This window comes from Paenibacillus sp. UNC499MF (assembly GCF_900107975.1).
Lineage (GTDB): Bacteria > Bacillota > Bacilli > Paenibacillales > NBRC-103111 > Paenibacillus_F.
Genome location: NZ_FNVF01000001.1, coordinates 818,473 through 840,082 on the forward strand (window position 1 = coordinate 818,473; position 21,610 = coordinate 840,082).

A 21,610-nucleotide genomic window follows, 5' to 3' on the forward strand; every position below is an offset into this window, starting at 1 on the left:
TCTCTAAAAAGAGCGAAAACAACCGCCTGATCGGGGGAGAACAGGAGAAGAGAAGGAATGAAACTATTACTGATCGGACCCGGCGGTTCGGGGAAATCGACCTTTGCCCGGGAACTCGGCGAGAAGCTGGAGCTGCCTCTTTACCATCTGGACGCGTACTACTGGAAGCCCGGCTGGGTGCCGACCCCCAATGAAGAATGGGACGAATTTCTGGGGAAGCTGATCCGCGAACCTGCGTGGATCATGGACGGAAATTACGGCCGAACGCTGGATATGCGCCTGAAGGCTGCGGATGCCGTCATTTTTTTCGATCTGCCGTCCTGGCTGACCGTTTACCGGGTCATCAAACGCCGCATCATGTACCACAACCGGACGCGGCCGGATCTTAATGAAGGCTGTCCCGAACAGCTCGATTGGGAATTCGTCAAATGGGTGTGGAACTTCCGCCGGGACAAAAGGCCGCAGCTTCTGAAAAAGCTGGACAACTGCGGGGATCATGTCCGGGTCTTCATTGTGAAGAACGGAAAAGACAAACAGACAATTTCGGAGGAGCTTCTTTCTCTCCGTTCCCTCCTCTGACTGCAAAGGCATTCTGCGCAGGCTTTCTTTTGTCAAGGAATGCCGGGCGCCCTAGACTCTTTTTCAGGCGGCTTTTGTTTGAAAGCGGGCGGTTTGAGGTACTTAGGTATATCTACGGAAGGAAGGTGAGTCCCATGACGGAACCGAAAAAAACGAGCCATGAACTGGAACGCCAGACTCAGCAAAAAGGCAACCGAGACCATCCGGAGCAGTATCCGACCGAAAACGAAAGCCTCTTCGATCTTCACGAAAGCGAACAAAATGTCGATCCGATTCCGATGGAAGATTTAAATATGGAGCAGAAGGAAGAGAAGGACAAGACCGCCACGAAGTCCAATTCTTCCAGCCCGGACAAGTATCATTCGGGCTTCTGAAACAGGCTCCGGGATGCTTAGGCAGTCCGGGCCGCACACGAAAGCCGGTGCCCGCTTAACGAAGCGGACACCGGCTTTTTCGGCGTGCGGTCTGTGCATGGAGGGGGGAGGCCACTTTACCGCCCGAAACGTCAGGCGCCCGCGGTTTATACGCTCCGGTCCATGAGCTGCATCAGCTTCATCTCCGTGGACGATTCCTGTGCGGGAGTATAGATGCTGCAGCGCAAATCCGTGCTGCCGCGGACCTGCAGGGACGTCAGCTCGAACAGCATTTTTCCCGCCTTGGCATGGCGGAACTCGATGAGGACTTCCGGGGCGGAGCTTACCTTGCTTTGTTCCCACAGCCGGTTGAACTCGGGATAAGTTCCCTTCATCCCGGCCAGGAAACCGTTGTACCACTCGTCTTCGAAATACTGGCCGTAATAGGCGCGGAAGATAGCCAGAAAGCCGCTGACGAAATCTTCCCAGTTTACCGCCAGCCGGCGGAATTCCTTGCGCGCAAACAAGAGGGAGATCATGTTGCGCTCCCCGGGCGGTATCTTCTCGAAATCGAGAAAAACTCGCGTGGCCGCTTCGTTCCATCCGACAATCGTACACCTGCGGTCAGAGATGATGGTCGGACAGTTTTTCAGCTCCTGCAATATTTTCTGCAGGGAGGGAGAGATTTGCGGCAGCTCTTCATGGAGCAGCCGGATGCCTGAGCTTGTTTCCAGCGCCAGGGAAGTGAGATATTTCCGCTCATCTACCGTCAGCTGCAGAGCGGAAGCGATATTTTCCAGCACGGAGGCCGACACTTTGATATCGCGTCCCTGCTCCAGCCACGTATACCAGGTAGTGCTGACTCCAGCGAGCTGGGCCACCTCCTCTCTGCGCAGCCCCGGAGTTCTTCTCCTCGTACCGGCGGGCAGCCCCAAGTTTTGCGGGAGCAGTTTGGCCCGCTGGCTTTTCAGAAAAGCCGACAGAGCCTCCAGCCGTTCTTCCTTGTTCATTTCCTCATCTCCTTAGGACCTTATCCTAGTAGTTATTATACTAAAATAAACTACAACTTGTAATAGGATACATGTGGTGACAAGATGAGGTTAAGGATTATGGACAGCTCTTATGGAGGAGGATATACGATGGAACGAGTCGTTATTACAGGAATGGGCATTATCTCGCCGCTGGGCAACGGGGTGGACCCGTTTTGGAAGAGTCTGGTGCAGGGACAATCGGGCATTTCCCTGATCGATACCTTTGATGTCACGCGTTACAAATCGAAAATTGCCGGTCTCGTGCGCGATTTCGACGGCGAGGCTTTGTTCGGCCGCAAGGAAGCGAGAAAAATGGATCGCTTCAGCCAGTTCGCTCTGGCCGCCGCCGATCAGGCCCTGCTGGACGCCGGGCTGAATCTGGACCGGACCGACCGCGAACGCGTCGGGGTGTACGTCGGCTCCGGCATCGGCGGCATCGGCACCCTGGCGGAGCAGAACCGGGTGCTGCTGGAACGCGGGCCGGAGCGGGTCAGCCCCACGCTCGTGCCGATGATGATCGCGAACATGGCGGCGGCCATGATCTCGATCCGGCACCAGGCGCTCGGGCCGACGATGTCGCCGGTCACGGCCTGCTCCATCGGCAACAGCGCCATCGGCGAAGCGTTCCGCACGATCCGCACGGGCGACGCGGACGTCATCATCGCCGGAGGCTCGGAAGCGGCCGTCAGCGAAATTTCGCTGTCGAGCTTCGGCAACGCCACGGCGGTTTCCACGCGCAACGAGGAGCCCGCGAAAGCGAGCCGGCCGTTCGATGCGGGAAGAGACGGCTTCGTGATGGCCGAAGGGGCCGGCATCCTCATTCTGGAGTCGCTGAGCCATGCTCGGCGCCGGAATGCCCGCATCTACGCGGAAGTGATCGGATATGGCGCAAGCTCCGACGCCTACCACATGGTGGCGACTCATCCCGAGGGAAGAGGAGCGCGGCAGGCCATGAAATCGGCTCTGGCGAGCGCGGGAATCGCTCCGGGCGAGGTGGACGTCATCAGCGCCCACGCGACGAGTACGGGGGTAGGGGACAAGTCCGAAACGTTCGCGATCAAAAGTCTCTTCGGAGAAGACGCCTACCGCATACCCGTCACGGCCAACAAATCGATGACGGGCCATATGCTCGGAGCGGCAGGCGGTGCGGAAGCGATAGCGCTCGTCAAAACTTTGCAGGAAGGCATTATTCCTCCCACGATCAATCTGGAGCAAAGGGACCCGGACTGCGATCTGGATTATGTTCCCGGTACGGCGAGAAAAGCCGAGCTTGAAATCGGCCTTTCGAACTCGTTCGGGTTCGGCGGACACAATGCGGTCATCGTGCTGCGCAAATACAGGGAGTAGCCGGATAAACGCTTTGGCATAACTGAGGCATGTCCATAACAGTGTTTCAAAACAATCCGCAGATTTGGAGAATATCTCCGGTGCCCGGCAAAGCCGACTCTCCGACGGTCATGCCGATTGCCTGGAGAAAAGACGGTTCACACAGCGTGAGGGTCAAGTAGAAAGCGGAAAAATCCGGCATTTAGAGACAGCTTGCATGAGCTGTCTTTTTTTACCTATAAAAACATAAAATCTTACATAGTCTTACATAAAAGGAAAAGGAATAAAGCGGAAGCCTGTCGAATACATGGCTAAGGAACAACAGACGTGAAGGCTGGAGGGGATAGCGCGGGAGGAGAACAAAACCAGTAACGAAGATGTCAAAAGCGGTTTTCCGGGTGAGCGGGCTCCGTCAAACGTTTCCGTGTCCCCGGGCAAAAGAGCCGGCAGCGGCTCTGCGGTGAGAGCGGCGGCTCTTGTCCTGCTGGCCGTCCTCTGCATACGGGAGTATACCGGGACCGGTACGCCCGACCAGGACCCGTATCTCATTACGGACTACAGCCGCCTGCATCCGGTTAAAGTGGAGCGTGTCGCGGAAGGCCGTGAGGAGGAACAGCTCGTCAAGCTGCTGGAGGAAGCCAAGGCGAAGAAGCTGAGCATAGCCATAGCGGGACAGCGTCACAGCCAGGGCGGCCATACGTATTACAAGGACGGAATCGTCTTGGATATGACGCCTTACAACCGTGTCCTTTCCTTCGATCCCGGGGCCCGCACCATCCGGGTTCAGGCGGGTGCGACCTGGAAAGACGTACAGGATTTCGTCCATCCTTACGGACTGGCCGTCAAAACGATGCAGTCCCAAAATATTTTCACCGTCGGCGGCTCCGTGTCCATTAATGCCCACGGCCGGGATATCCGCCACGGCTCTATGATCAGCAGCGTCGAGTCGTTCCGGCTCCTGACCGCGGACGGCGTCATCAAAGAAGTCAGCCGGACGGAAAACGCGGATTTGTTTGCCTACGTGCTCGGCGGATACGGCCTGTTCGGCGTGATCCTGGATGTCACGCTGACGCTCGCGGAAGATGAAGTTTACCGGATGACCACGGAAGCGACCCGGGTGGAGGATTTCGGCGCCTTTTTCAAGGAACGGGTGAAAGGCAGCCCCGACGTCCGCATGAGCATCGCGCGGATTTCGACGGCTCCGGAACATTTCCTGACGGAGATGTACGCGACTCTGTACACGGCCGATCCGTCGCTGAAGCTGGCCGATTATAACCGGCTTCAGACGAAGGAATACGGGGTTTTGCCGAGCAAGGTCCTGTTCCACTTGAACCGGAGCTCGAATTGGGGCAAAAATTTGTTCTGGTCGCTGCAAAAGAACTATTTTTCCTACCGCCAGAACGAAATCGTCTCCCGGAACAACGCGATGCGTTCGGAGTCCCTTTTCATGGAATACCGGGAAGCGGGGAAGAACGATCTGCTTCAGGAATATTTTATTCCGGTGGACGAATTCGCGAATTTTGTAAACCGCCTGCGGGGCGTGCTGCTTGAAGAGGACCTCAATCTGCTGAACATTACGGTCCGGTATGTGAACCGCGACGAAGAAGCCGTGCTGTCTTACGCGCAGGACGATATGCTTGCTCTGGTATGCCTGTTTAACACGTCTCTGTCGGAAGAAGCACAGTCGCGGTTTAAAGCGGGCATCCGGCGAATTATCGACGAGGTGATCCGGAGCGGAGGGACCTATTACTTGCCTTATGCCGCCTATCCGAGCGTGGAACAATTCCGCGCGGTTTACCCGCGGCACGAGCAATTTTTCCGTAAAAAAGACGAGGTGGACCCCGGTCATCTGTTTATGAACGCATTTTATGAAACATATAGAGGGGATAAATAGATGAATATCCGGTGGCTTATCCGCTTCCAAAGCGTAATCACGCTGGCATCCGGGATGATTTATCCGTATTACCTGCTTTTCCTGAAAAACCTGGGAAACAGTTATTCCAAGTACGGGCTAGCGTTCGCGGTTTTTACCGTCAGTTCCGCGGCGGTTTCCCGCTGTCTGGGAACGCGGCTTGACCGCTCCGGCAGGGAAATCCTGGCCCTCAGCTCGCTGGGGATGATGGCGTCCATGCTGGCTTTTCCCTGGGTCGGCTCCTATGCATGGGTGCTCGTCGTGCAGGCGTGGATGGGCATATGCAGCGCCATGCAAAGAATGAGCGAGAGGCTCCTGCTCGCCGAATACACGGACCGCGGAGCAAGAGGGCCCGCTCTGGGGACCTATCATTTCTGGACGTCGATTTCATCCGGATTTGCCGTTATTGCCGGAGGCTATCTCATCGATTGGCTCACGATCGACGTGCTGTTTTATGGGAGCGCGTTGTTGTATGCGGCAAGCGCCTGGATGATCTGGCGGCTCCGGGGAGGGGCGTCCCGCAAAAGGGAGACGGCCGGATAGTTGTAACGACAGCCGATAAACCATATACTGGAAGAGGCTTGGTTGGCGTCCGCGGGGAGTGAGTCCTATGAGGAAAGGAACGTATTTTCTACTCAGCTGTCTGCTGTCGCTGCTTTCCTGCTATACGGAATTTAAAAAGCTTGAGTACGTTGTCTTGTATGGCGATCTGAATGCGTCCGGAGCGGATAACATGGCCGGCGCAGCGGTTGCCATGGTCGTTTATCCCTTGTTTGCCGCTGTGTTTTACGGGATTATACACGTTGTTTTTTATGCATTTTCGCTGTTGAAATACAGGGACGTACCGGTAGAGCCGCTGGCCGTCCTGTTCCGCAAAGATTCGCGGCTCTTGAACGGAGTCCGCCTTTTCGGATGGGGGCTGCTGCTTTATATGAATACGCATCCCGAAAAATTCGGCTTATACACCTGGTGGATGTATCTGGTTTCTAATCTCGTTGGATTGAATTTATTGGTGTGGATCGTGGGAATCATCCGGGAAAGACGCACAGAAAGGCATCTGCGCTCACTATAATAAGGAGAAGAAGATGAAGAAATATATTCAGCATCAGGCACCAATACTGCCCGTTAAGGATGTACTGAAGGCGCTTGAATTTTACCGCGACGTGCTTAAGTTTGACCTGGCCTGGGTTCTGGAGGATACATACGGATCGGTTTACAATGGGAATATCGAGGTTCATTTTACGAAATCGGACAAGGTGGAAGCCCAGACGCTTTATTTTTTTGTCCGGAACGCGGATCAAGTCTATCAATTTTTGAAAACGCAGCAGGTGGATTTCATAGAGGAAATCCAATCCAAGTCTTGGGGAATGAGAGAGTTCGTGATCCGGGATTTGGACGGACATCGTCTCCGTATCGGGCACGGGGAGCGGAACAAACACGAGATAGAAGTGCTGTCGAGAGAAATCGGCTGAAAAGGCGTTAGACCGCCGGGCCGAAAGACTGCAAAACCGAGGACGCAAAGCTTGAAGACACATGCATAAGGATGCAGGTCTGATTTAACGAAACGGGGTCGGACAAAAGATGGACACGATTGGATTCATTTCCTGGGCCAGCATCGTTTATCTGCTAGTTATCATCGGAATCATCGCCATTTTTATTACCAGCTTATCGATGTTTATCCGCACGAGAACTAACCGTAAACTGTTTACGCTGTCCAAGCTGCAGAGAATCGAGGACAAGCTGGATCGTTTGCTGGATATGCAGGCTCAGACACAAAACAACAAACCGGATCAGGGGCGTTCGGGCGAAGGGCCCGAGAATGAGCGGAAATACTGAGTCCGGGCAAGAAAATCGGGAGGCCGTCTTCTCATTGGGGAAGGCGGTTTTTTGACGGATCTGTTGACAGATCCCGGAAATCTGTGTACGATACGATTTATCGTAATAGTTACGAATAATCATTCAGATTTTTATACCTTAATTGTAAAAAGGAGACCGTGATGACAACTTGGAATCTGAACGGCATGAAGCATCATCTCTTCTTCTGTAACGGAGGCAGCTGCACCAAAAAAGGGGCGGAAGACGTTGTCGAGGCGATGCGCGATGAAATCAAGCGGCAGGAAGCCGACGTCCGCATCCATACAACCCGGACGCGCTGTCAGGGCAGATGCGAGGATGCCTGTGTTATTACCGTGTACCCGGAGGGAGTATGGTACAAAGAAGTGACTCCGGAAACCGGCAGGCGTATTGTCCGTGAGCATCTGATCGGCGGCAGCCCCGTGGAAGAACTCATCAGCTATACATATGAAGACGAACTCGTAGCCAGACCGGCTGCAAAAGAAGGACAAAGCAAGACGAAACGGAAAGAAGCACAGACGAAGTAGGCGCAGGGAAAGCGGCAAATGAAGGAAGCAAGCGAACAAAACAGTGAGGAAGCGGACAAAGTTTTAATAACGAATGTCCGCCGCGGCAGGTCGTCCCGAATTTCCAAGCGAACCGCCGCCGTTTCCGGTTTTTCCGCCGCTTCTCTATGTCTGGTAAACGAAAGACCGGTTCTGCCTGGCGGAATCCGGTTTTTTTCGGTTTTTTGGGGGAGAATCCGGGTTAAGGGGTAAGAAAGATAAGGTAACTCTTAAACCCGAAAGGAGCCAACCCATGAAAGCCGTAACTTACCAAGGGAAGAAAGACGTGAAAGTCAAAGAGGTCAAGGACCCTATTCTCGAGAAAAAGGACGATATTTTGGTCCGGATTACCACTACCGCCATTTGCGGTTCCGATATTCACCTGGTAAACGGGATGGTTCCGGGGATGCCTGAAGGCTACGTTATCGGGCATGAGCCGATGGGGATAGTAGAGGAAGTCGGTCCGGAAGTGACCCGCGTGAAGAAGGGCGACCGCGTGATTATTCCGTTTAACGTTTCCTGCGGGGAATGTTTCTTTTGTAAAAACCAAATGGAGAGCCAATGCGACAACTCCAACGATAATCCCGCCAAAGACACGGGCGCTTATCTGGGCTATTCGGAAACCTACGGGGGGTATCCCGGGGGCCAGGCCGAGCTGCTCCGCGTCCCTTACGGCAATTTCATGCCGTTCGTCGTTCCCGAAGATGCGGAGATGGAGGACGAGCAGATTTTGTTCCTGTCGGACATTTTGCCGACCGCTTATTGGGCGGTTGAAAATTCGGGAGTCAAAAAAGGCGATACCGTCATTATTCTCGGAAGCGGCCCCGTCGGCCTGCTGGCCCAGAAAATTGCCTGGCAGAAGGGTGCCAAACGTGTCATTGCCGTTGACCACGTCGATTACCGGCTGCAGCACGCCAGACAGATCAACAAGGTCGAGGCTTACAATTTCAAGGAAAAAGACGACATCGAAAACTATTTGTTCGATTTAACGAGCGGCGGCGCCGACGTGGTCATTGACTGCGTGGGGATGGACGGCGAGAAATCCGTCGTGGAGAAGGTAGAGACGGTCCTTAAGCTCCAAGGAGGAACGCTGGGACCGGTCCAGACCGCCACGAAGGTCGTCCGCAAAAACGGCACGATCCAGCTGATCGGCGTTTACGGGTTAACCTACAACATGTTCCCCTTGGGAGATTTGTTTTCCCGGAATATCACACTGAAGATGGGGCAGGCACCCGTCATTCATTATATGCCCGAGCTTTACCGGCAGATTAAGACCGGCGAGCTTGACACGACGGATATTATCACCCACCGGCTGCCTTTGACGGATGCGGAGCACGGTTATGAGGTCTTTATGAACAAGCTGGAAGATTGCATCAAAGTCGTCCTCAAGCCGTAACGGCCGTTCATAGATTCGTGTGAAAAAAAGAGCGGTGATTCTTGACGGAATCACGGCTCTTTCTTTTTTGCCGGATCAATTAGCTCGTCCAGCATGTCAGGTAAAACAAGCCGGACTTTATCGATTATTTTCGGGAAGCCTTGCGGCGCCTGATTTTGAACAAAATAAACCGCCGTCTGTCAATTCGACGGGCGGCTTTTTCATGTTAGGCAGCGGGGGACGGCGGGGAACGAGCGGCAACGGTATTTCAAAAAAAATTGTCTGATGCCATCGCTTCATTTCCGCCTGCGACAATTAATTTAAGCCCTGTCATGAAATTTTCGTCATCCGTACCGCCGACATTAATAGCTTCCATAATGTTTGTTAATTCGCCGCTGTTTATTGTACGCTCGGGCAGCGTTTCCCAGCTTTGCTCGTCCGCCTGTTCCTCCATCACACAGCCAAACGTATAACGAATAACGGTAAGCATAACAATTCTGGCTGTTCGTATATCCATTCCTGCACTGCGAAGGGAGGCAAAAGAAACTTCCAAAAACTTCGCTAAAGTTCCATGGGGAAAAGGATGCGCACCGGCTATCACACGCCCGCCATCAGGATAAGAGAGCATAGCCTTACGAAACAATGCGATATGCTCAATCAGCCAATCCTGCCAGGACTGCTCCCTTTCTCTTGGAACGAAATTTCCCATCTTTTTTTGTAAGATGTGCTCGGCCATGTAGTCCACAATCATGGCTTTGTTTTTGAAATGCCAGTAAATGGCCGGGGCTTTGACATCTAGCTTTTTTCCGATATCACGAATGGATAATTCGTCATATCCTTTTTCGGCCAGTAATTCAAGCGCCGCTTCGACGATTTCCTGTTGTCTTTCGCTTAGTTTCAATTGATCTTCCATGTTCGCACCTCTTTTGTTTAATTATAAGACATAACATGCGAATTTAACAGTGTTACATTATTTTTGTATACTCACTTGACAAATTTCCTTTAACACCGTTATAGTAAAAATCAATTCAATATAACACTGTTAAGGAGGGGGCGCAGAGTTACCGGCGATAGAAATACATGGTTTAGTCAGTCAAAACAATTGGAGATAAGACAGAAAGGATGGATTGGATATGATGTCTGAAAAAATCACTCATGTTCCTGTATTGATTGTCGGAGGGGGATTGGCGGGTCTTTCCGCAGCGTTATTCTTGTCGCAGCATAGCGTACCCTATGTACTTATTGAACGTCATGGAAAAACAAACATTCATCCAAGGGCGAGGGGCTTAAACTTTCGGACAATGGAATTATACCGAGAACTGGGGCTGGAACAAGCAATCGAAGAGATCGGTGCGCAGTTGGCCAAAGGCAAAGGGTGGTACACGGCCCATACATTAAGAGAGGCAGAGTTTGATCCGGATAAAATGGATATCCCCAAAATACTGCCGGAGTCTGTGAAATCGTATTTTGCTACCCTTAAAAAGATAAGTCCTGCTTCCAGCGTCCGTACTGCACAAAATCTGGTCGAGCCCATCTTGCTTGAAGCAGCTCGCGAACGTGGGGGAGATCTGCGTTTTCATACGGAATTGACTGCTTTTGAACAAAATGAAGACCATGTTAGGTCTACCGTTCTCAATCGTACAACGGGTGTGGAAGAAACCATAGTAGCAGACTATATGATTGCTGCTGACGGTGCAAAAAGCCCGGTTCGTCAAAAGCTGAACATCAGGATGACCGAAATGAATTCGCACGGTCATATTATTAATATTTATTTTGAAGCAGATCTCGAACATTTTGTAAAGGGACGCGAATTCAGTGCGTGCAACATCACACGTACGGGGGCGGCAGGCGTGCTGCTTGCAATTAATAATCGTGACCGTTGGTGCTATCACGTTTCTTATGATTTTGAAGGCGGTGAGACTGCTGCTCATTTTTCAGAAGAACGATGCCGGGAAATCATACAAAAGGCGATTGATTTACCGGATCTCCAAGTAAAGATATTGAGTGTGCTGCCTTGGGAAGCAGCGGAAAAGGTCGCTGAGCAATTTCAACAGAATCGCGTTTTTTTAATCGGGGATGCAGTTCACCTCATGCCCCCGACTGGTGGTTACGGAGCCAATACGGGTGTACAAGACGCTCATAACTTGGCATGGAAATTGGCGGCAGCCGTTCATAAAGCGGCCGGCCCTGAACTGCTGGAAACTTATGAGGCTGAACGTCGTCCCGTCGCCCAAATGACGGTTTCAGAGGCCGGGCGAATCGCTGACTCGGGTGTGTTTTCGGCCATGAAAAAACAGACGGAAAAGAGGACATCTCCGTTTGACGATCTGATTGTATCGGTTGGCTATCATTACAAATCCAAAGCCATCCTTAAACAGGATGCCGCTCCTTCATCGCTCGATCATTTTGAACTAAAGGGGCGTCCCGGTACGCGGGCCCCTCATATTTGGGGCGAATATCAAGGTAGGGAATGTTCCACGCTTGACTTGTTAGGAGTAGGATTTGTTTTGTTTGTAGGGGAAAAAGCCGAGGGATGGGAGGATGCGGCGAAGTACGTATCCGGGCAGCTTGGTGTCAAAATCAGTACTTATAACGTAGGACAGAATGGAGATTTCATTGACAAAGATCATGGCTGGCAGAATGCTTATCAAGCCAAGGAAAAGAGCGTTGTTCTCGTTCGCCCGGACGGTTTTGTGTGTTGGCGCTGCGAAGAACATATGGAGCAACCGACCTTAACATTGGAAAAGGTGTTTGCCCAGCTTCTCGGCAAAAAATGAGCTTAACGTAAGCGCCAAATAACCCACGTCTGTTGTGTCAGATGGGGGTTATTTGACGTTTAGACTCCAAACGCGCAATTATTAATAACTCAATTTTCGGTGCGCTCAAGCTTAGGTTGTGAAGTTTAGCAGGTGGAAATCCTGCTTGGGCAGGCTTTAATTCATTCGGCAGTTGATTCAGCTCCGTCTGATGGTCTATCATGATGGAAGTTACTTCATCTGTCTGATAGTGAAAGCCCGACTCTTACACTTTACCAAACGAAGCGGTGTTTTTTCTATTTTGCGAGACCGTCTATCTGATCGCCTATAAACCTTATAGCTACAATGACTCAAGCCGATTTTTGTTCTGCGAAAATTGAGTTACGGCATTATGAAAGACTGCCGCAAATTCATCCGTAAAGGAACGGGGCGTTATGATGTATCTGCACGAAGTGATCAAACTGAACGACAACATCCGGAATCCGCACGAGTATCCGTTTCATATTCCCGCGATCGACAAGCTTGACCGGTTGAAATTCCATAAAAACGTCACGTTTTTCGTCGGCGAGAACGGCTCCGGCAAATCGACCCTGATGGAAGCTATCGCTTACCAATGCGAGTTCAATACGGGCGGAGGAGACCGGAACAATTTGTACGAGCTGGATTCGTCGGAGGCGAAGCTGGGAGACTATTTGCGGCTGTCCTGGATGCCGAAGATGAATCAGGGCTTTTTTCTGCGGGCGGAGTCGTTCTATAATTTCGCCAGTCATATCGACGAGATGGCACGGGAAGACGCGAGGGCGTACGATGCCTACGGCGGCAGGTCGCTTCATGAGCAGTCCCACGGCGAATCTTTCCTGTCCCTGTTCAAAAACCGCTTCGGAAGAAGGGGCATTTATCTTCTTGATGAGCCGGAAGCCGCGTTATCTCCGGCCCGCCAGCTCGCTTTTCTGAGCATTATCCATGAGCTGGCCAAAACGTCGCAGCTTATCATTGCGACTCATTCTCCCATTCTGCTGGGCTACCCCCATGCGGATATATACAATTTCAACGAATCGCCGGTCAGACTTACCTCGTATGAAGAAACCGATCATTACCGGATTACCCGCAGGTTTCTGGAAAATCGTTCGTTTTATCTCCAGGAACTGTTGGATTGATCGCGGCTCGACTCCCCAAAAAAGCAACCCGTCCTAAAGGAAGGATTGCTTTTTTTGTGTCCGCAGTAAAGCGGCAGGCTATGGGGGAAAGCTACAGCAGCGTCCAATGCTTACCTGCATCGGACGTCTTGAGCAGCTTCGATTTCTTGCCGTCCTCCGAGCCGAGCAGCAGCCAGCCTGTCTGCGGGGTTGCGAACCCCATCCGGATCACGTTCGGATTGGCTTTGAGCGTATCCGTCAAAACCGGATCGGCAGGGACAGGATTCCAGGTTCCGCCTCCATCCGAAGTCGCATGGAGAACTTTATTCTTGAATCCCCAGCCATGGAGGCTGTCCGCGAAAGCCAGGTTGTTTTGCATACCGGTCCGCTTATACGTCCATGTTTCTCCGCCGTCTTCCGTTACGTAGGCATCGCGGCTGTCCGTACTGCCGTTCAGTGTCTGTACCGGAATCCAGCCTTTGCGGGAATCATCCTTGAAGAAAACGGGCGCTCCGTCCAGTGTAACCGATGAATCGTTCAGCTCCTGCGGAAGCTTCATGGGGACGCTGTTCCACGTTTTCCCTCCGTCCCGAGTGCGGTACAAGACGGGCTTTTCTTCGTTGCCCGCGAGAGCGATCCAGCCGTTTCCGGTGTCCCTAAAGGTCATGCCGGACGCATGTCCCGACAAGGGGAGCGTTCCCGGCGCTGGTTTGTCCATGGAAACGCTCGTCAGCGGTTTCCAGTCCTTGCCGCCGTTGTCCGTGCCGTACAGCGTTTTCTCCGATTTGCCCATCGCCGCATCGGAGGAAGTAAGCATCCAGCCGTGCAGGGGATCGGCAAAGGAGAGGCCGGCGGCGGAAGTCGGTTTATCCAGCGTACTCCGGGTCCAGCTCCGTCCGCCGTCCGCCGTATAAGCGGTCACAGCTTGCCTGCCGTCATTGGCTGCGGCCGTCCAACCGTGCCGTGCGTCGAGGAAGTAGAGGGAGCCGCCGGCCAGAGGCGCTCCGCTTTTGACCGTATCGTCCCAGGGGTGCAGGAGGGTCCAGTTCCGCCCGCCGTCATCCGTACGGTACAGCCGCAGGGAGCCGTTCGTTTCTCCCCAGGCGAAACCCTCCGTCTCCGAGATTAACTGAAAATCGGCCAAGCGGGTCTGGATCTGAGCCGGATTCGCCGATGCGGTAGGCTCCGCGTTTTGGGAAGCGGCCGTTCCGGAAGCGGGGGCCGGGCTTGCGGCGGCGGATGCCGCTGCGCCTCCGGTACCCGCCGGGCCGCCCGCTGTCTCCGTGCTCCCAGGGCTGCAGGCGGTAAGGGAGACCGCCGTGAGAAGCGCGAGCAGGGCGGTTTTTTTTACGGGAAGATTCGTCGTCTTCATTGCAATCACTCCGTTTCGATACAGGCTGTTCGACATGTTGTTGTCTGGTTTATCCGCTGTCTTCTAGTATTCTTACCCTTCCGCTCGTCTCGGGGAGCACATTTTGGAGGATTGTTACTTTTTTGAAATAATTCGAGCATGACTCTTGCAAAATATAGGGTAGGGGGGTATACTATGACCATACGAATGAACAAGAGGTACTTTTCCCATCTTATAAAATAAGCGGATATTGAGGCGGAAAGAGGTGTTTCGAAATGACGGCAAACGTGAAAGCGGCCGGGGAAGAGGCAGCGAAACAGGCAAACATGCAGATAGCGGGTATGACCTGTGCGGCTTGTGCCAACCGGATCGAGAAAGGTCTGAATAAAATCGAGGGCGTACAGGCGGCCAATGTAAACTTCGCTTTGGAACGCGCGACGGTTACCTACGATCCTTCCCGGGTGAATACGGCTCAATTGGAGGAAAAAATCAGCAAGCTGGGCTACAGCACCGTGAAGGAAGCCGTAGATTTTCAGCTCGAGGGCATGACGTGCGCGGCCTGCGCCAACCGGATCGAGAAAGGGCTCGGCAAAATGCCGGGCGTCACGTCCGCGACCGTCAACTTCGCGCTGGAAACGGCGCATGTCGAATATCAGGCCGGCGAGGTTACCCCCGCGGATATGCAGCGCAAAGTGGAGAAGCTCGGCTACAAGGCTCTTCTCAAGCAGGAGCAGGGAGACCCGGCGGTACACAGGCAGGAGGAGCTTAAGCGGCACAAGCGCAAGCTGATTCTTTCGGCGATTCTGTCCCTGCCGCTGCTCTGGTCGATGGTCAGCCACTTCACCTTCATGTCATCATGGGTCTGGCTGCCCGACTTGTTTATGAACCCATGGTTCCAGCTGGCCCTTGCCACTCCGGTGCAGTTTTATATCGGACGCCAGTTCTATACGGGAGCTTATAAAGCTCTGCGCAACAAAAGCGCCAACATGGATGTGCTGGTGTCGCTCGGTACTTCCGCGGCTTATTTCTACAGCCTCTATCTGACCGTGGAGTGGGCAAGGCACGGCGGGAACGTTCACCATGGGCCGGAAATGTATTACGAAACGAGTGCGGTTCTGATTACGCTCGTTCTTCTCGGCAAGCTTTTCGAATCACTGGCCAAAGGCCGCACCTCGGAAGCGATCAAATCGCTGATGGGACTGCAGGCCAAAACGGCGCTTGTGATCCGGGACGGAAAAGAAGAAGCGGTACCGGTCGAAGAAGTGATCGCGGGCGATATCGTGCTGGTCAAACCGGGGGAAAAAATACCGGTAGACGGGGAAGTGCTGGAAGGCAGCTCTTCGGTGGATGAGTCGATGCTGACTGGCGAGAGCCTGCCTGTCGGTAAAAAAGCCGGAGATCCGGTCATCGGGGCGACGCTCAACAAAAACGGCAGCCTGAGAATCCGGGCGACCAAAGTCGGCAAGGATACCGCGCTGGCCCAGATTATTAAAGTGGTCGAGGAAGCTCAAGGCTCCAAAGCGCCCATCCAGCGCGTGGCGGACGTCATATCCGGCATATTCGTACCGATTGTCGTCGGTATAGCGCTTGCGGCGTTTGTGATCTGGTATTTCTGGGTTACGCCGGGTGATTTTGCGGGAGCTTTGGAAAAAGCGATCGCCATCCTCGTGATTGCCTGCCCTTGTGCACTCGGCCTGGCGACACCGACGTCGATTATGGCAGGGTCCGGACGCGCGGCGGAGCTCGGCATTCTTTTCAAAGGCGGAGAGCATCTGGAATCGACGCACAGAATCGACGCGATTATTCTGGACAAAACGGGAACCGTGACGAAAGGCAAGCCGGAGCTTACGGACGTGTTGACCGCCTCGATGGACGAGAAACGGTTCCTGGAGCTGCTGGGCGCCGCGGAGAAAAATTCGGAGCACCCTCTGGCGGAAGCGATTGTGAGCGGCATTGCGTCGAAGGGCGTTCAGATTCCGGCCTCGTCCGAATTTGAAGCCATTCCCGGCTTCGGAATCCGTGCGGTTGTGGACGGACAGGAAGTTCTGGCGGGAACGCGCAAGCTGATGAGCCGCTACGAGGTAGACGCCGGGCATGCGGACGAAACGATGGCGCGGCTGGAGCAGGAAGGCAAAACGGCGATGCTCGTGGCGGTCAACCGCAGCTATGCGGGGCTCGTGGCGGTCGCCGATACGGTCAAGGAGACGTCGAAGGAAGCCGTTGCACGCCTGAAGGCAATGGGCATCGAAGTTATCATGATTACCGGCGACAACGAGCGGACCGCCCAGGCGATTGCCCGACAAGTCGGGATCGAGCAGGTAAGGGCGGAGGTGCTTCCCGAAGGCAAGGCTGAGGAAGTGAAGAAGCTTCAGGCCCAGGGCAAGAAAGTGGCGATGGTCGGCGACGGCATCAACGACGCCCCGGCGCTGGCGCAGGCCGATATCGGCATGGCGATCGGCACCGGCACGGATGTCGCCATGGAGGCGGCGGACGTCACCCTCATGCACGGCGATCTCAACTCGATCCCCGACGCGATCTATATGAGCCGCAAAACGATGGGCAACATCCGCCAGAACCTGTTCTGGGCGCTCGGCTACAACACGCTGGGCATACCGGTCGCTGCGCTCGGCCTGCTCGCCCCGTGGATCGCCGGTGCCGCCATGGCGCTCAGCTCGGTGTCCGTTGTGCTGAACGCGCTGAGGCTGCAGCGGGTAAAGCTGTAAGTCTCCGGCCCCCGTGCCCGGCCGCAATACTGCCCGCGTGAGCGGGGCTGCCGCCCATTTGCAGTTTGGCGCTCCGTGTGAAGCACCCAGCGTGCGGTACTCCGCTCACATGACGGCGGTAAGCAGCTCGCACGGGAGCCGCGGCAAACTTGTAAAGAGCCTTTCCGAAGCGTATGAGGCTTCGGGAAGGCTCTTTCTTTTCTTTCCCGTTCTTTCTGGTATCATAAGAGGACGCGACGTCCGAACCAGGACGGACAAAAATAGAGAGTTTTTTGGCCGGAAAGGAGTGCCGGATGAGTTCTGCATTGACACGCAAAGCGGTCCAGCTGTTATGCGGCCGGACCGCTTACGATAAAGGAGAGGCGCTGAACCGCTCCGGAAAAGTTGTTTTTACCTACCATGACCCCGTCCTGCAAAGTGTGGAAGCGACCGTGGACGACCGCGAGAGCTACCTCGTCAAAGTGACCGTACAGTCCGGCGGCGGGATCGACGCGGAATGCACGTGCCCGTCGCTTCCTTCTTTCAGACAGCCCTGCAAGCATACGGCGGCCGTGCTGCTCAAGCTGCTCGATTCCAGCCGGACTGACAAGGACTTCCCGGGTGCGGCTCTGCTTGGCCGATCATCCGGAAGCCCGGCTGAGAGCGCGGCGGCACCCGCGGGATCGGCGGAGTCCGGTCAAGAGGGGGAAGATTCCCCTTATGACACCGAACTGACGAGCAGCATGCTGGGACTTTTCGGGGGAAGCCGGCGGCCGGGGAGCACCCGGTTTACGCGGGATGAACGGGACACGCTGGAGCTGGAAATCGTGATCCGGCCCTTCGCCTACGGGTTCCGTAAAGTCATGCTCGCCGCCGAACTGAAAACCGGACCGAAACGATTATATATCGTACAAAAAATAAGAGATTTCCTGGAGCGGCTCGACCGCAGGGAAGCTTACGAATTTTCCAGAGTGTTCACGTATGAACCGAATCTCCACGGTTTCCTGCAGGAGCACGATCAAATTTTGCGGCAGCTTATCCAGATTTACCAGAACGAAAACCTGTACAGGGAAACCGGCTATTCGTCCGGCTCTTCCGCGAAGGCGCTGCCGGGAGGGGAGCGGCTGCTGCCCATTCCGCCGTTTTCGTGGACGTCCCTGCTGCCGCTGCTGACTCAAGCGCCCGGTGTCAAGCTGGAGCTTGCGGAAGGCGTTTACGACGGCATCCGGATGTCGGAAGAGCCGCTGCCGCTCTCGTTTGACTTTGACCGCTCGGAAACGGGCGGCTACCGGATGGACGTAGAAGGGCTGGACCGCATTACGGTTATGGAAGCGTATGGAATCGTCCTGTACAAAGGCGAGCTGCTGAAGCTGCCCGCTCATCACGGCCAGCGGCTTGCGGAACTGAAGCGGCTCATGGAGACGGCTCACCGGAACCGGCTCACCATTACGCCCGGCCAGATGGAGCCGTTCATGGAGAAGGTAGTCCCCGGTCTGATGAAGCTCGGACAGGTCCGGATCGCTCCTTCCGTGTCGGACCGGATTTACCAGACGCCGCTTAAGGCCAAGCTGTATCTGGACCGGGTCCGGGACCGGCTGCTGGCGGGTCTGGAATTCCATTACGGCAATGTGGTGCTGAATCCGCTGGAGGAAACCGGCCGCCAGCGCGGAACCGACTATATTGTGATGAGGGACACCGAGAAAGAAGAAACTATCATCCGCCTTATGGAACAGAGCTCGTTTGCCAAGACGGAAGGCGGCTATTTCTGGGACGATGAGGAAGCGGAGTATGATTTCCTCTATCATACCGTTCCCCTGCTGGAGCGGATGCTGGATATTTATGCGACCTCGGCCGTAAAAGAAAGGCTGTATACCGGTTTCCCGCCCCAAATCACGGTGGAAGTGGACGAGCGCACGGATTGGCTTGAGTTCAAATTCGAGCTGCTCGGTCTGCCGGAAGCGGAGATCCGGGATCTGATCCGGTCCATGCAGATCAAGCGAAAGTATCACCGGCTGCCGAACGGCTCCCTTGTTCCTCTGGAAAGCGCCGAGTTCCAGGAAATAATCGCACTGATGAACGAAGCCGGAGCCGGAAAAGGCGATATGACGGATACGGGCTTCCGTCTGCCGGTTACCCGCGCCATGCACTTGACCGACACGCGGGAAAGGGGAAGCTCCGTTAAACTCGGCAAGTCGTTCCGGCGACTGCTGGACAATATGCGGAATCCGGACAACCTGGATTTCCCGGTGCCGGAGCGGCTTTCTCCCATACTGAGGGATTACCAGAAGTTCGGTTACCAATGGATGAAAACGCTGGCCCATTACCGTTTCGGCGGTATTCTGGCGGACGATATGGGACTCGGCAAAACGATTCAGAGCATTGTCTTTCTCGTGTCCGTTCTGTCGGATATCCGCAAAAAGAAGCTGCCCGCTCTGATCGTTTCCCCGGCCTCGCTTGTGTACAACTGGCTTCACGAGCTGGAAAAATTCGCGCCGGAAATCCGCGTCGTTATCGCCGACGGGACTAAAACGCAGCGAAGCCGTGCGCTGCGCAAAGGAACGAGGGCGGATGTCGTTCTTACCTCCTACCCGCTGCTCAGGCGGGACATGGATCTTTACGCGAAAGAATCGTTCCACACGCTGATTCTCGACGAGGCGCAGATGTTCAAAAACTATACGACGCAGACCGCTCATGCCGTCAAACAAATCCGGGCGCTCTACCGCTTCGCTCTAACCGGCACACCGGTTGAAAACAAGCTCGAAGAGCTGTGGTCGATCTTCGACGCGGTCTTCCCGGGGCTTTTTCCGGCCCGTCAGGCGTTTAACGAACTGTCCCGGGAGGCGGTAGCCCGGAGATCCAGGCCGTTTCTGCTGCGGAGGCTCAAAACCGACGTGCTCAAGGAGCTGCCGGACAAAATCGAAACCGTGCAGGCATCGGAGCTGCTGCCGGAGCAGAAGAAGCTGTACACCGCTTTTCTGGCGAAGCTCCGGCAGGAAGCGCTCAAGCATCTTCACGAAGAAAGCTTCCAGCAGAACCGCATCCGCATCCTGGCCGGCTTGACGAGACTTCGCCAGATTTGCTGCCATCCCGCTTTGTTCGTCGACGGCTACGAGGGAAGCTCGGCCAAGTTCGAGCAGCTGCTGGAGATTGTCGAAGAATGCCGAAGCGCGGGCAAGCGGATGCTGATTTTCTCCCAGTTCACCGAAATGCTCGGTCTTATTTCCCGTGAGCTCGGCTATGAAGGAGTGCCGCATTTTTACCTGGACGGCAAAACGAAGGGAAGCGAGCGGGTGGAGCTTTGCAGCCGTTTTAACGAAGGGGAGAAAGAAGTGTTCCTCATATCGCTGAAAGCGGGAGGAACCGGACTTAACCTGACGGGAGCGGATACGGTCATCCTGTACGATTTATGGTGGAATCCGGCTGTCGAACAGCAGGCTGCGGACCGTGCCTACCGGATGGGCCAGAAGAAAGTGGTGCAGGTGATCCGCCTGGTCAGCCAGGGTACAGTTGAGGAGAAAATGTTCCAGCTTCAGCAGAGAAAGCGCACGCTTATCGAGGAAGTGATCCGTCCGGGAGAAGAATCGGTGTCCACGATGACGGAACAGGAAATCCGCGACATTTTGATGCTGGATGAGAAAATGGAAATAGGCGAAAGTTAAGATTGACCCTCCCGTAACGTGATAGTGTAAAGTTCATAACGAGGTGATGTTGTGGCTTATAAGGTGAAGGAAGTGGCGGATCTGGTGGGCGTGAGCGTACGCACGCTTCATCATTACGACGAAATCGGCCTGCTTGTACCCGACTCGGTTAACGCAGCCGGCTACCGGCTGTATACGGACCGGAATCTGGAAAGACTCCAGCAGATTTTGTTTTTCAAAGAAATCGGCTTTGCGCTGCAGGAGATCAAGACGATGCTGGAGAGTCCCGATTTTGACCGTAAACGTGCGTTAATCGGACACAAGGAGCTGCTTCTCCGGAAGAAGAAGCGGCTGGAAGACATCATCGATACGGTGGACAGAACGATTGCTTCTGTCGAGGGAGGTATTCCGATGAGAAAAGAACAATTATTCGAAAGCTTCGACCGGACCCCGCTGGAAGAGCACAAAAAAAAGTATGCCGCCGAAGCGCGCGAAAAGTACGGCATTCAAACGGTGGACGCCGTGGAGAAACGTGCAGGTTCTTATACCAAAGAACAGTGGGCGGATATTATGGGGCAGTCCGGGCGGATTTATGCCAAAGCGGCTGCCGCAATGGAAGAAGGCCCGTCAAGCCCGATGGCGCAGGAAGCGGCGGCGGAACTCCGGCAGTGGATTACCGGCCACTTTTACGAATGTACGCCGGAAATTTTCAGGGGACTCGGCGATCTGTATGTAACGGACGAACGGTTTACGGCCAACATTGACCGGCACGGGGTCGGACTTGCCGCTTTCCTGAAAGACGCGATGCATATTTACTGCGACCGTCTGGAAGAAACGGGTGAGGACCCGGCATACCGATAAAACTCAAAAAGATCCGGAGCCGTTTAGGCTCCGGATCTTTTTGGCTGCGCGGTATTCGTGGTTGACTGACGTTATGTGGCGCCGAACACCGCGCACCGGGAGCTTTACGCGGTACGGGTTGCGGATGTTCAGGAACCCGGTTAATACAAGGGTGCCCCCGCGTTTCAACCGGTAAAATCAATCTCCAGAAC

Annotated in this window: 18 protein-coding genes; 15 read left to right on the forward strand and 3 right to left on the reverse strand. The window is 54.4% G+C overall.

Annotated features, from left to right (window positions below; translation table 11 throughout):
• The first annotated feature begins 57 nt into the window (after positions 1–57).
• Together C4S74_RS03735 and C4S74_RS03740 are read left to right on the forward strand one after the other, a co-directional pair.
• Positions 58–579, forward strand: coding sequence for a DNA topology modulation protein (locus C4S74_RS03735; protein WP_103993996.1), 522 nt, complete (start codon positions 58–60; stop codon positions 577–579).
• A 134-nt stretch (positions 580–713) separates the two neighbouring features.
• Positions 714–953, forward strand: a complete 240-nt coding sequence (locus C4S74_RS03740; protein ID WP_103993997.1) for a hypothetical protein — start codon at positions 714–716, stop codon at positions 951–953.
• A gap of 146 nt (positions 954–1,099) precedes the next feature.
• Here the strand turns inward: C4S74_RS03740 and C4S74_RS03745 are convergent, their stop codons facing one another.
• A complete protein-coding gene (locus C4S74_RS03745; protein ID WP_103993998.1) occupies positions 1,100–1,942 on the reverse strand; it encodes a helix-turn-helix transcriptional regulator in 843 nt (280 codons plus the stop codon).
• A 129-nt stretch (positions 1,943–2,071) separates the two neighbouring features.
• On the opposite strand from C4S74_RS03745, the gene fabF reads away from it, so the two are divergent.
• The 8 genes from fabF to C4S74_RS03790 all read left to right on the forward strand — a co-directional run bounded on the left by fabF (position 2,072) and on the right by C4S74_RS03790 (position 8,996).
• Entirely contained in the window at positions 2,072–3,310 is a 1,239-nt protein-coding gene (gene fabF / locus C4S74_RS03750; RefSeq protein ID WP_103993999.1) for a beta-ketoacyl-ACP synthase II, read from the forward strand.
• Between the two features lie 439 nt (positions 3,311–3,749).
• Positions 3,750–5,183, forward strand: a complete 1,434-nt coding sequence (locus tag C4S74_RS03755) for an FAD-binding oxidoreductase (protein WP_103994264.1) — start codon at positions 3,750–3,752, stop codon at positions 5,181–5,183.
• The gene (locus C4S74_RS03760) at positions 5,184–5,744 is read left to right on the forward strand and encodes an MFS transporter (RefSeq protein ID WP_103994000.1); all 561 of its coding nucleotides are present in this window, start codon (positions 5,184–5,186) and stop codon (positions 5,742–5,744) included.
• A gap of 67 nt (positions 5,745–5,811) precedes the next feature.
• Positions 5,812–6,273, forward strand: a complete 462-nt coding sequence (locus tag C4S74_RS03765; protein WP_258042360.1) for a hypothetical protein — start codon at positions 5,812–5,814, stop codon at positions 6,271–6,273.
• Positions 6,274–6,286: 13 nt separating this feature from the next.
• Entirely contained in the window at positions 6,287–6,673 is a 387-nt protein-coding gene (locus C4S74_RS03770; RefSeq protein WP_103994001.1) for a VOC family protein, read from the forward strand.
• A gap of 109 nt (positions 6,674–6,782) precedes the next feature.
• The gene (locus C4S74_RS03775; protein WP_146065474.1) at positions 6,783–7,037 is read left to right on the forward strand and encodes a DUF4083 family protein; all 255 of its coding nucleotides are present in this window, start codon (positions 6,783–6,785) and stop codon (positions 7,035–7,037) included.
• A 161-nt stretch (positions 7,038–7,198) separates the two neighbouring features.
• Positions 7,199–7,582, forward strand: coding sequence for a ferredoxin (locus C4S74_RS03780; protein ID WP_103994002.1), 384 nt, complete (start codon positions 7,199–7,201; stop codon positions 7,580–7,582).
• Between the two features lie 271 nt (positions 7,583–7,853).
• The gene (locus C4S74_RS03790) at positions 7,854–8,996 is read left to right on the forward strand and encodes a zinc-dependent alcohol dehydrogenase (protein ID WP_103994004.1); all 1,143 of its coding nucleotides are present in this window, start codon (positions 7,854–7,856) and stop codon (positions 8,994–8,996) included.
• A gap of 247 nt (positions 8,997–9,243) precedes the next feature.
• Here C4S74_RS03790 and C4S74_RS03795 read toward each other — a convergent pair whose 3' ends face one another.
• The gene (locus C4S74_RS03795; RefSeq protein ID WP_103994005.1) at positions 9,244–9,888 is read right to left on the reverse strand and encodes a TetR family transcriptional regulator; all 645 of its coding nucleotides are present in this window, start codon (positions 9,886–9,888) and stop codon (positions 9,244–9,246) included.
• Positions 9,889–10,108: 220 nt separating this feature from the next.
• Between C4S74_RS03795 and C4S74_RS03800 the strand changes: the two genes are divergently transcribed.
• Both C4S74_RS03800 and C4S74_RS03805 read left to right on the forward strand, forming a co-directional pair.
• Positions 10,109–11,752 carry an FAD-dependent oxidoreductase gene (locus tag C4S74_RS03800; protein ID WP_103994006.1) on the forward strand — a complete coding sequence of 548 codons (1,644 nt, stop codon included), beginning with the start codon at positions 10,109–10,111 and terminating at the stop codon, positions 11,750–11,752.
• 416 nt (positions 11,753–12,168) lie between these two features.
• On the forward strand, positions 12,169–12,888 hold the full coding sequence (locus C4S74_RS03805; protein WP_103994266.1) for an AAA family ATPase: 720 nt from the start codon (positions 12,169–12,171) through the stop codon (positions 12,886–12,888).
• Between the two features lie 91 nt (positions 12,889–12,979).
• Here C4S74_RS03805 and C4S74_RS03810 read toward each other — a convergent pair whose 3' ends face one another.
• On the reverse strand, positions 12,980–14,239 hold the full coding sequence (locus tag C4S74_RS03810; protein WP_103994007.1) for a hypothetical protein: 1,260 nt from the start codon (positions 14,237–14,239) through the stop codon (positions 12,980–12,982).
• 254 nt (positions 14,240–14,493) lie between these two features.
• On the opposite strand from C4S74_RS03810, the gene C4S74_RS03815 reads away from it, so the two are divergent.
• From C4S74_RS03815 to C4S74_RS03825, 3 genes are all read left to right on the forward strand, one after another.
• Positions 14,494–16,941, forward strand: a complete 2,448-nt coding sequence (locus tag C4S74_RS03815) for a heavy metal translocating P-type ATPase (protein WP_103994008.1) — start codon at positions 14,494–14,496, stop codon at positions 16,939–16,941.
• A gap of 293 nt (positions 16,942–17,234) precedes the next feature.
• Positions 17,235–20,579: a DEAD/DEAH box helicase gene (locus C4S74_RS03820; RefSeq protein WP_103994009.1), complete on the forward strand. Its 3,345-nt coding sequence runs from the start codon at positions 17,235–17,237 to the stop codon at positions 20,577–20,579.
• 51 nt (positions 20,580–20,630) lie between these two features.
• Complete coding sequence (locus C4S74_RS03825; protein WP_103994010.1) at positions 20,631–21,419, forward strand: MerR family transcriptional regulator; 789 nt, start codon at positions 20,631–20,633, stop codon at positions 21,417–21,419.
• Positions 21,420–21,610: the final 191 nt, after the last annotated feature.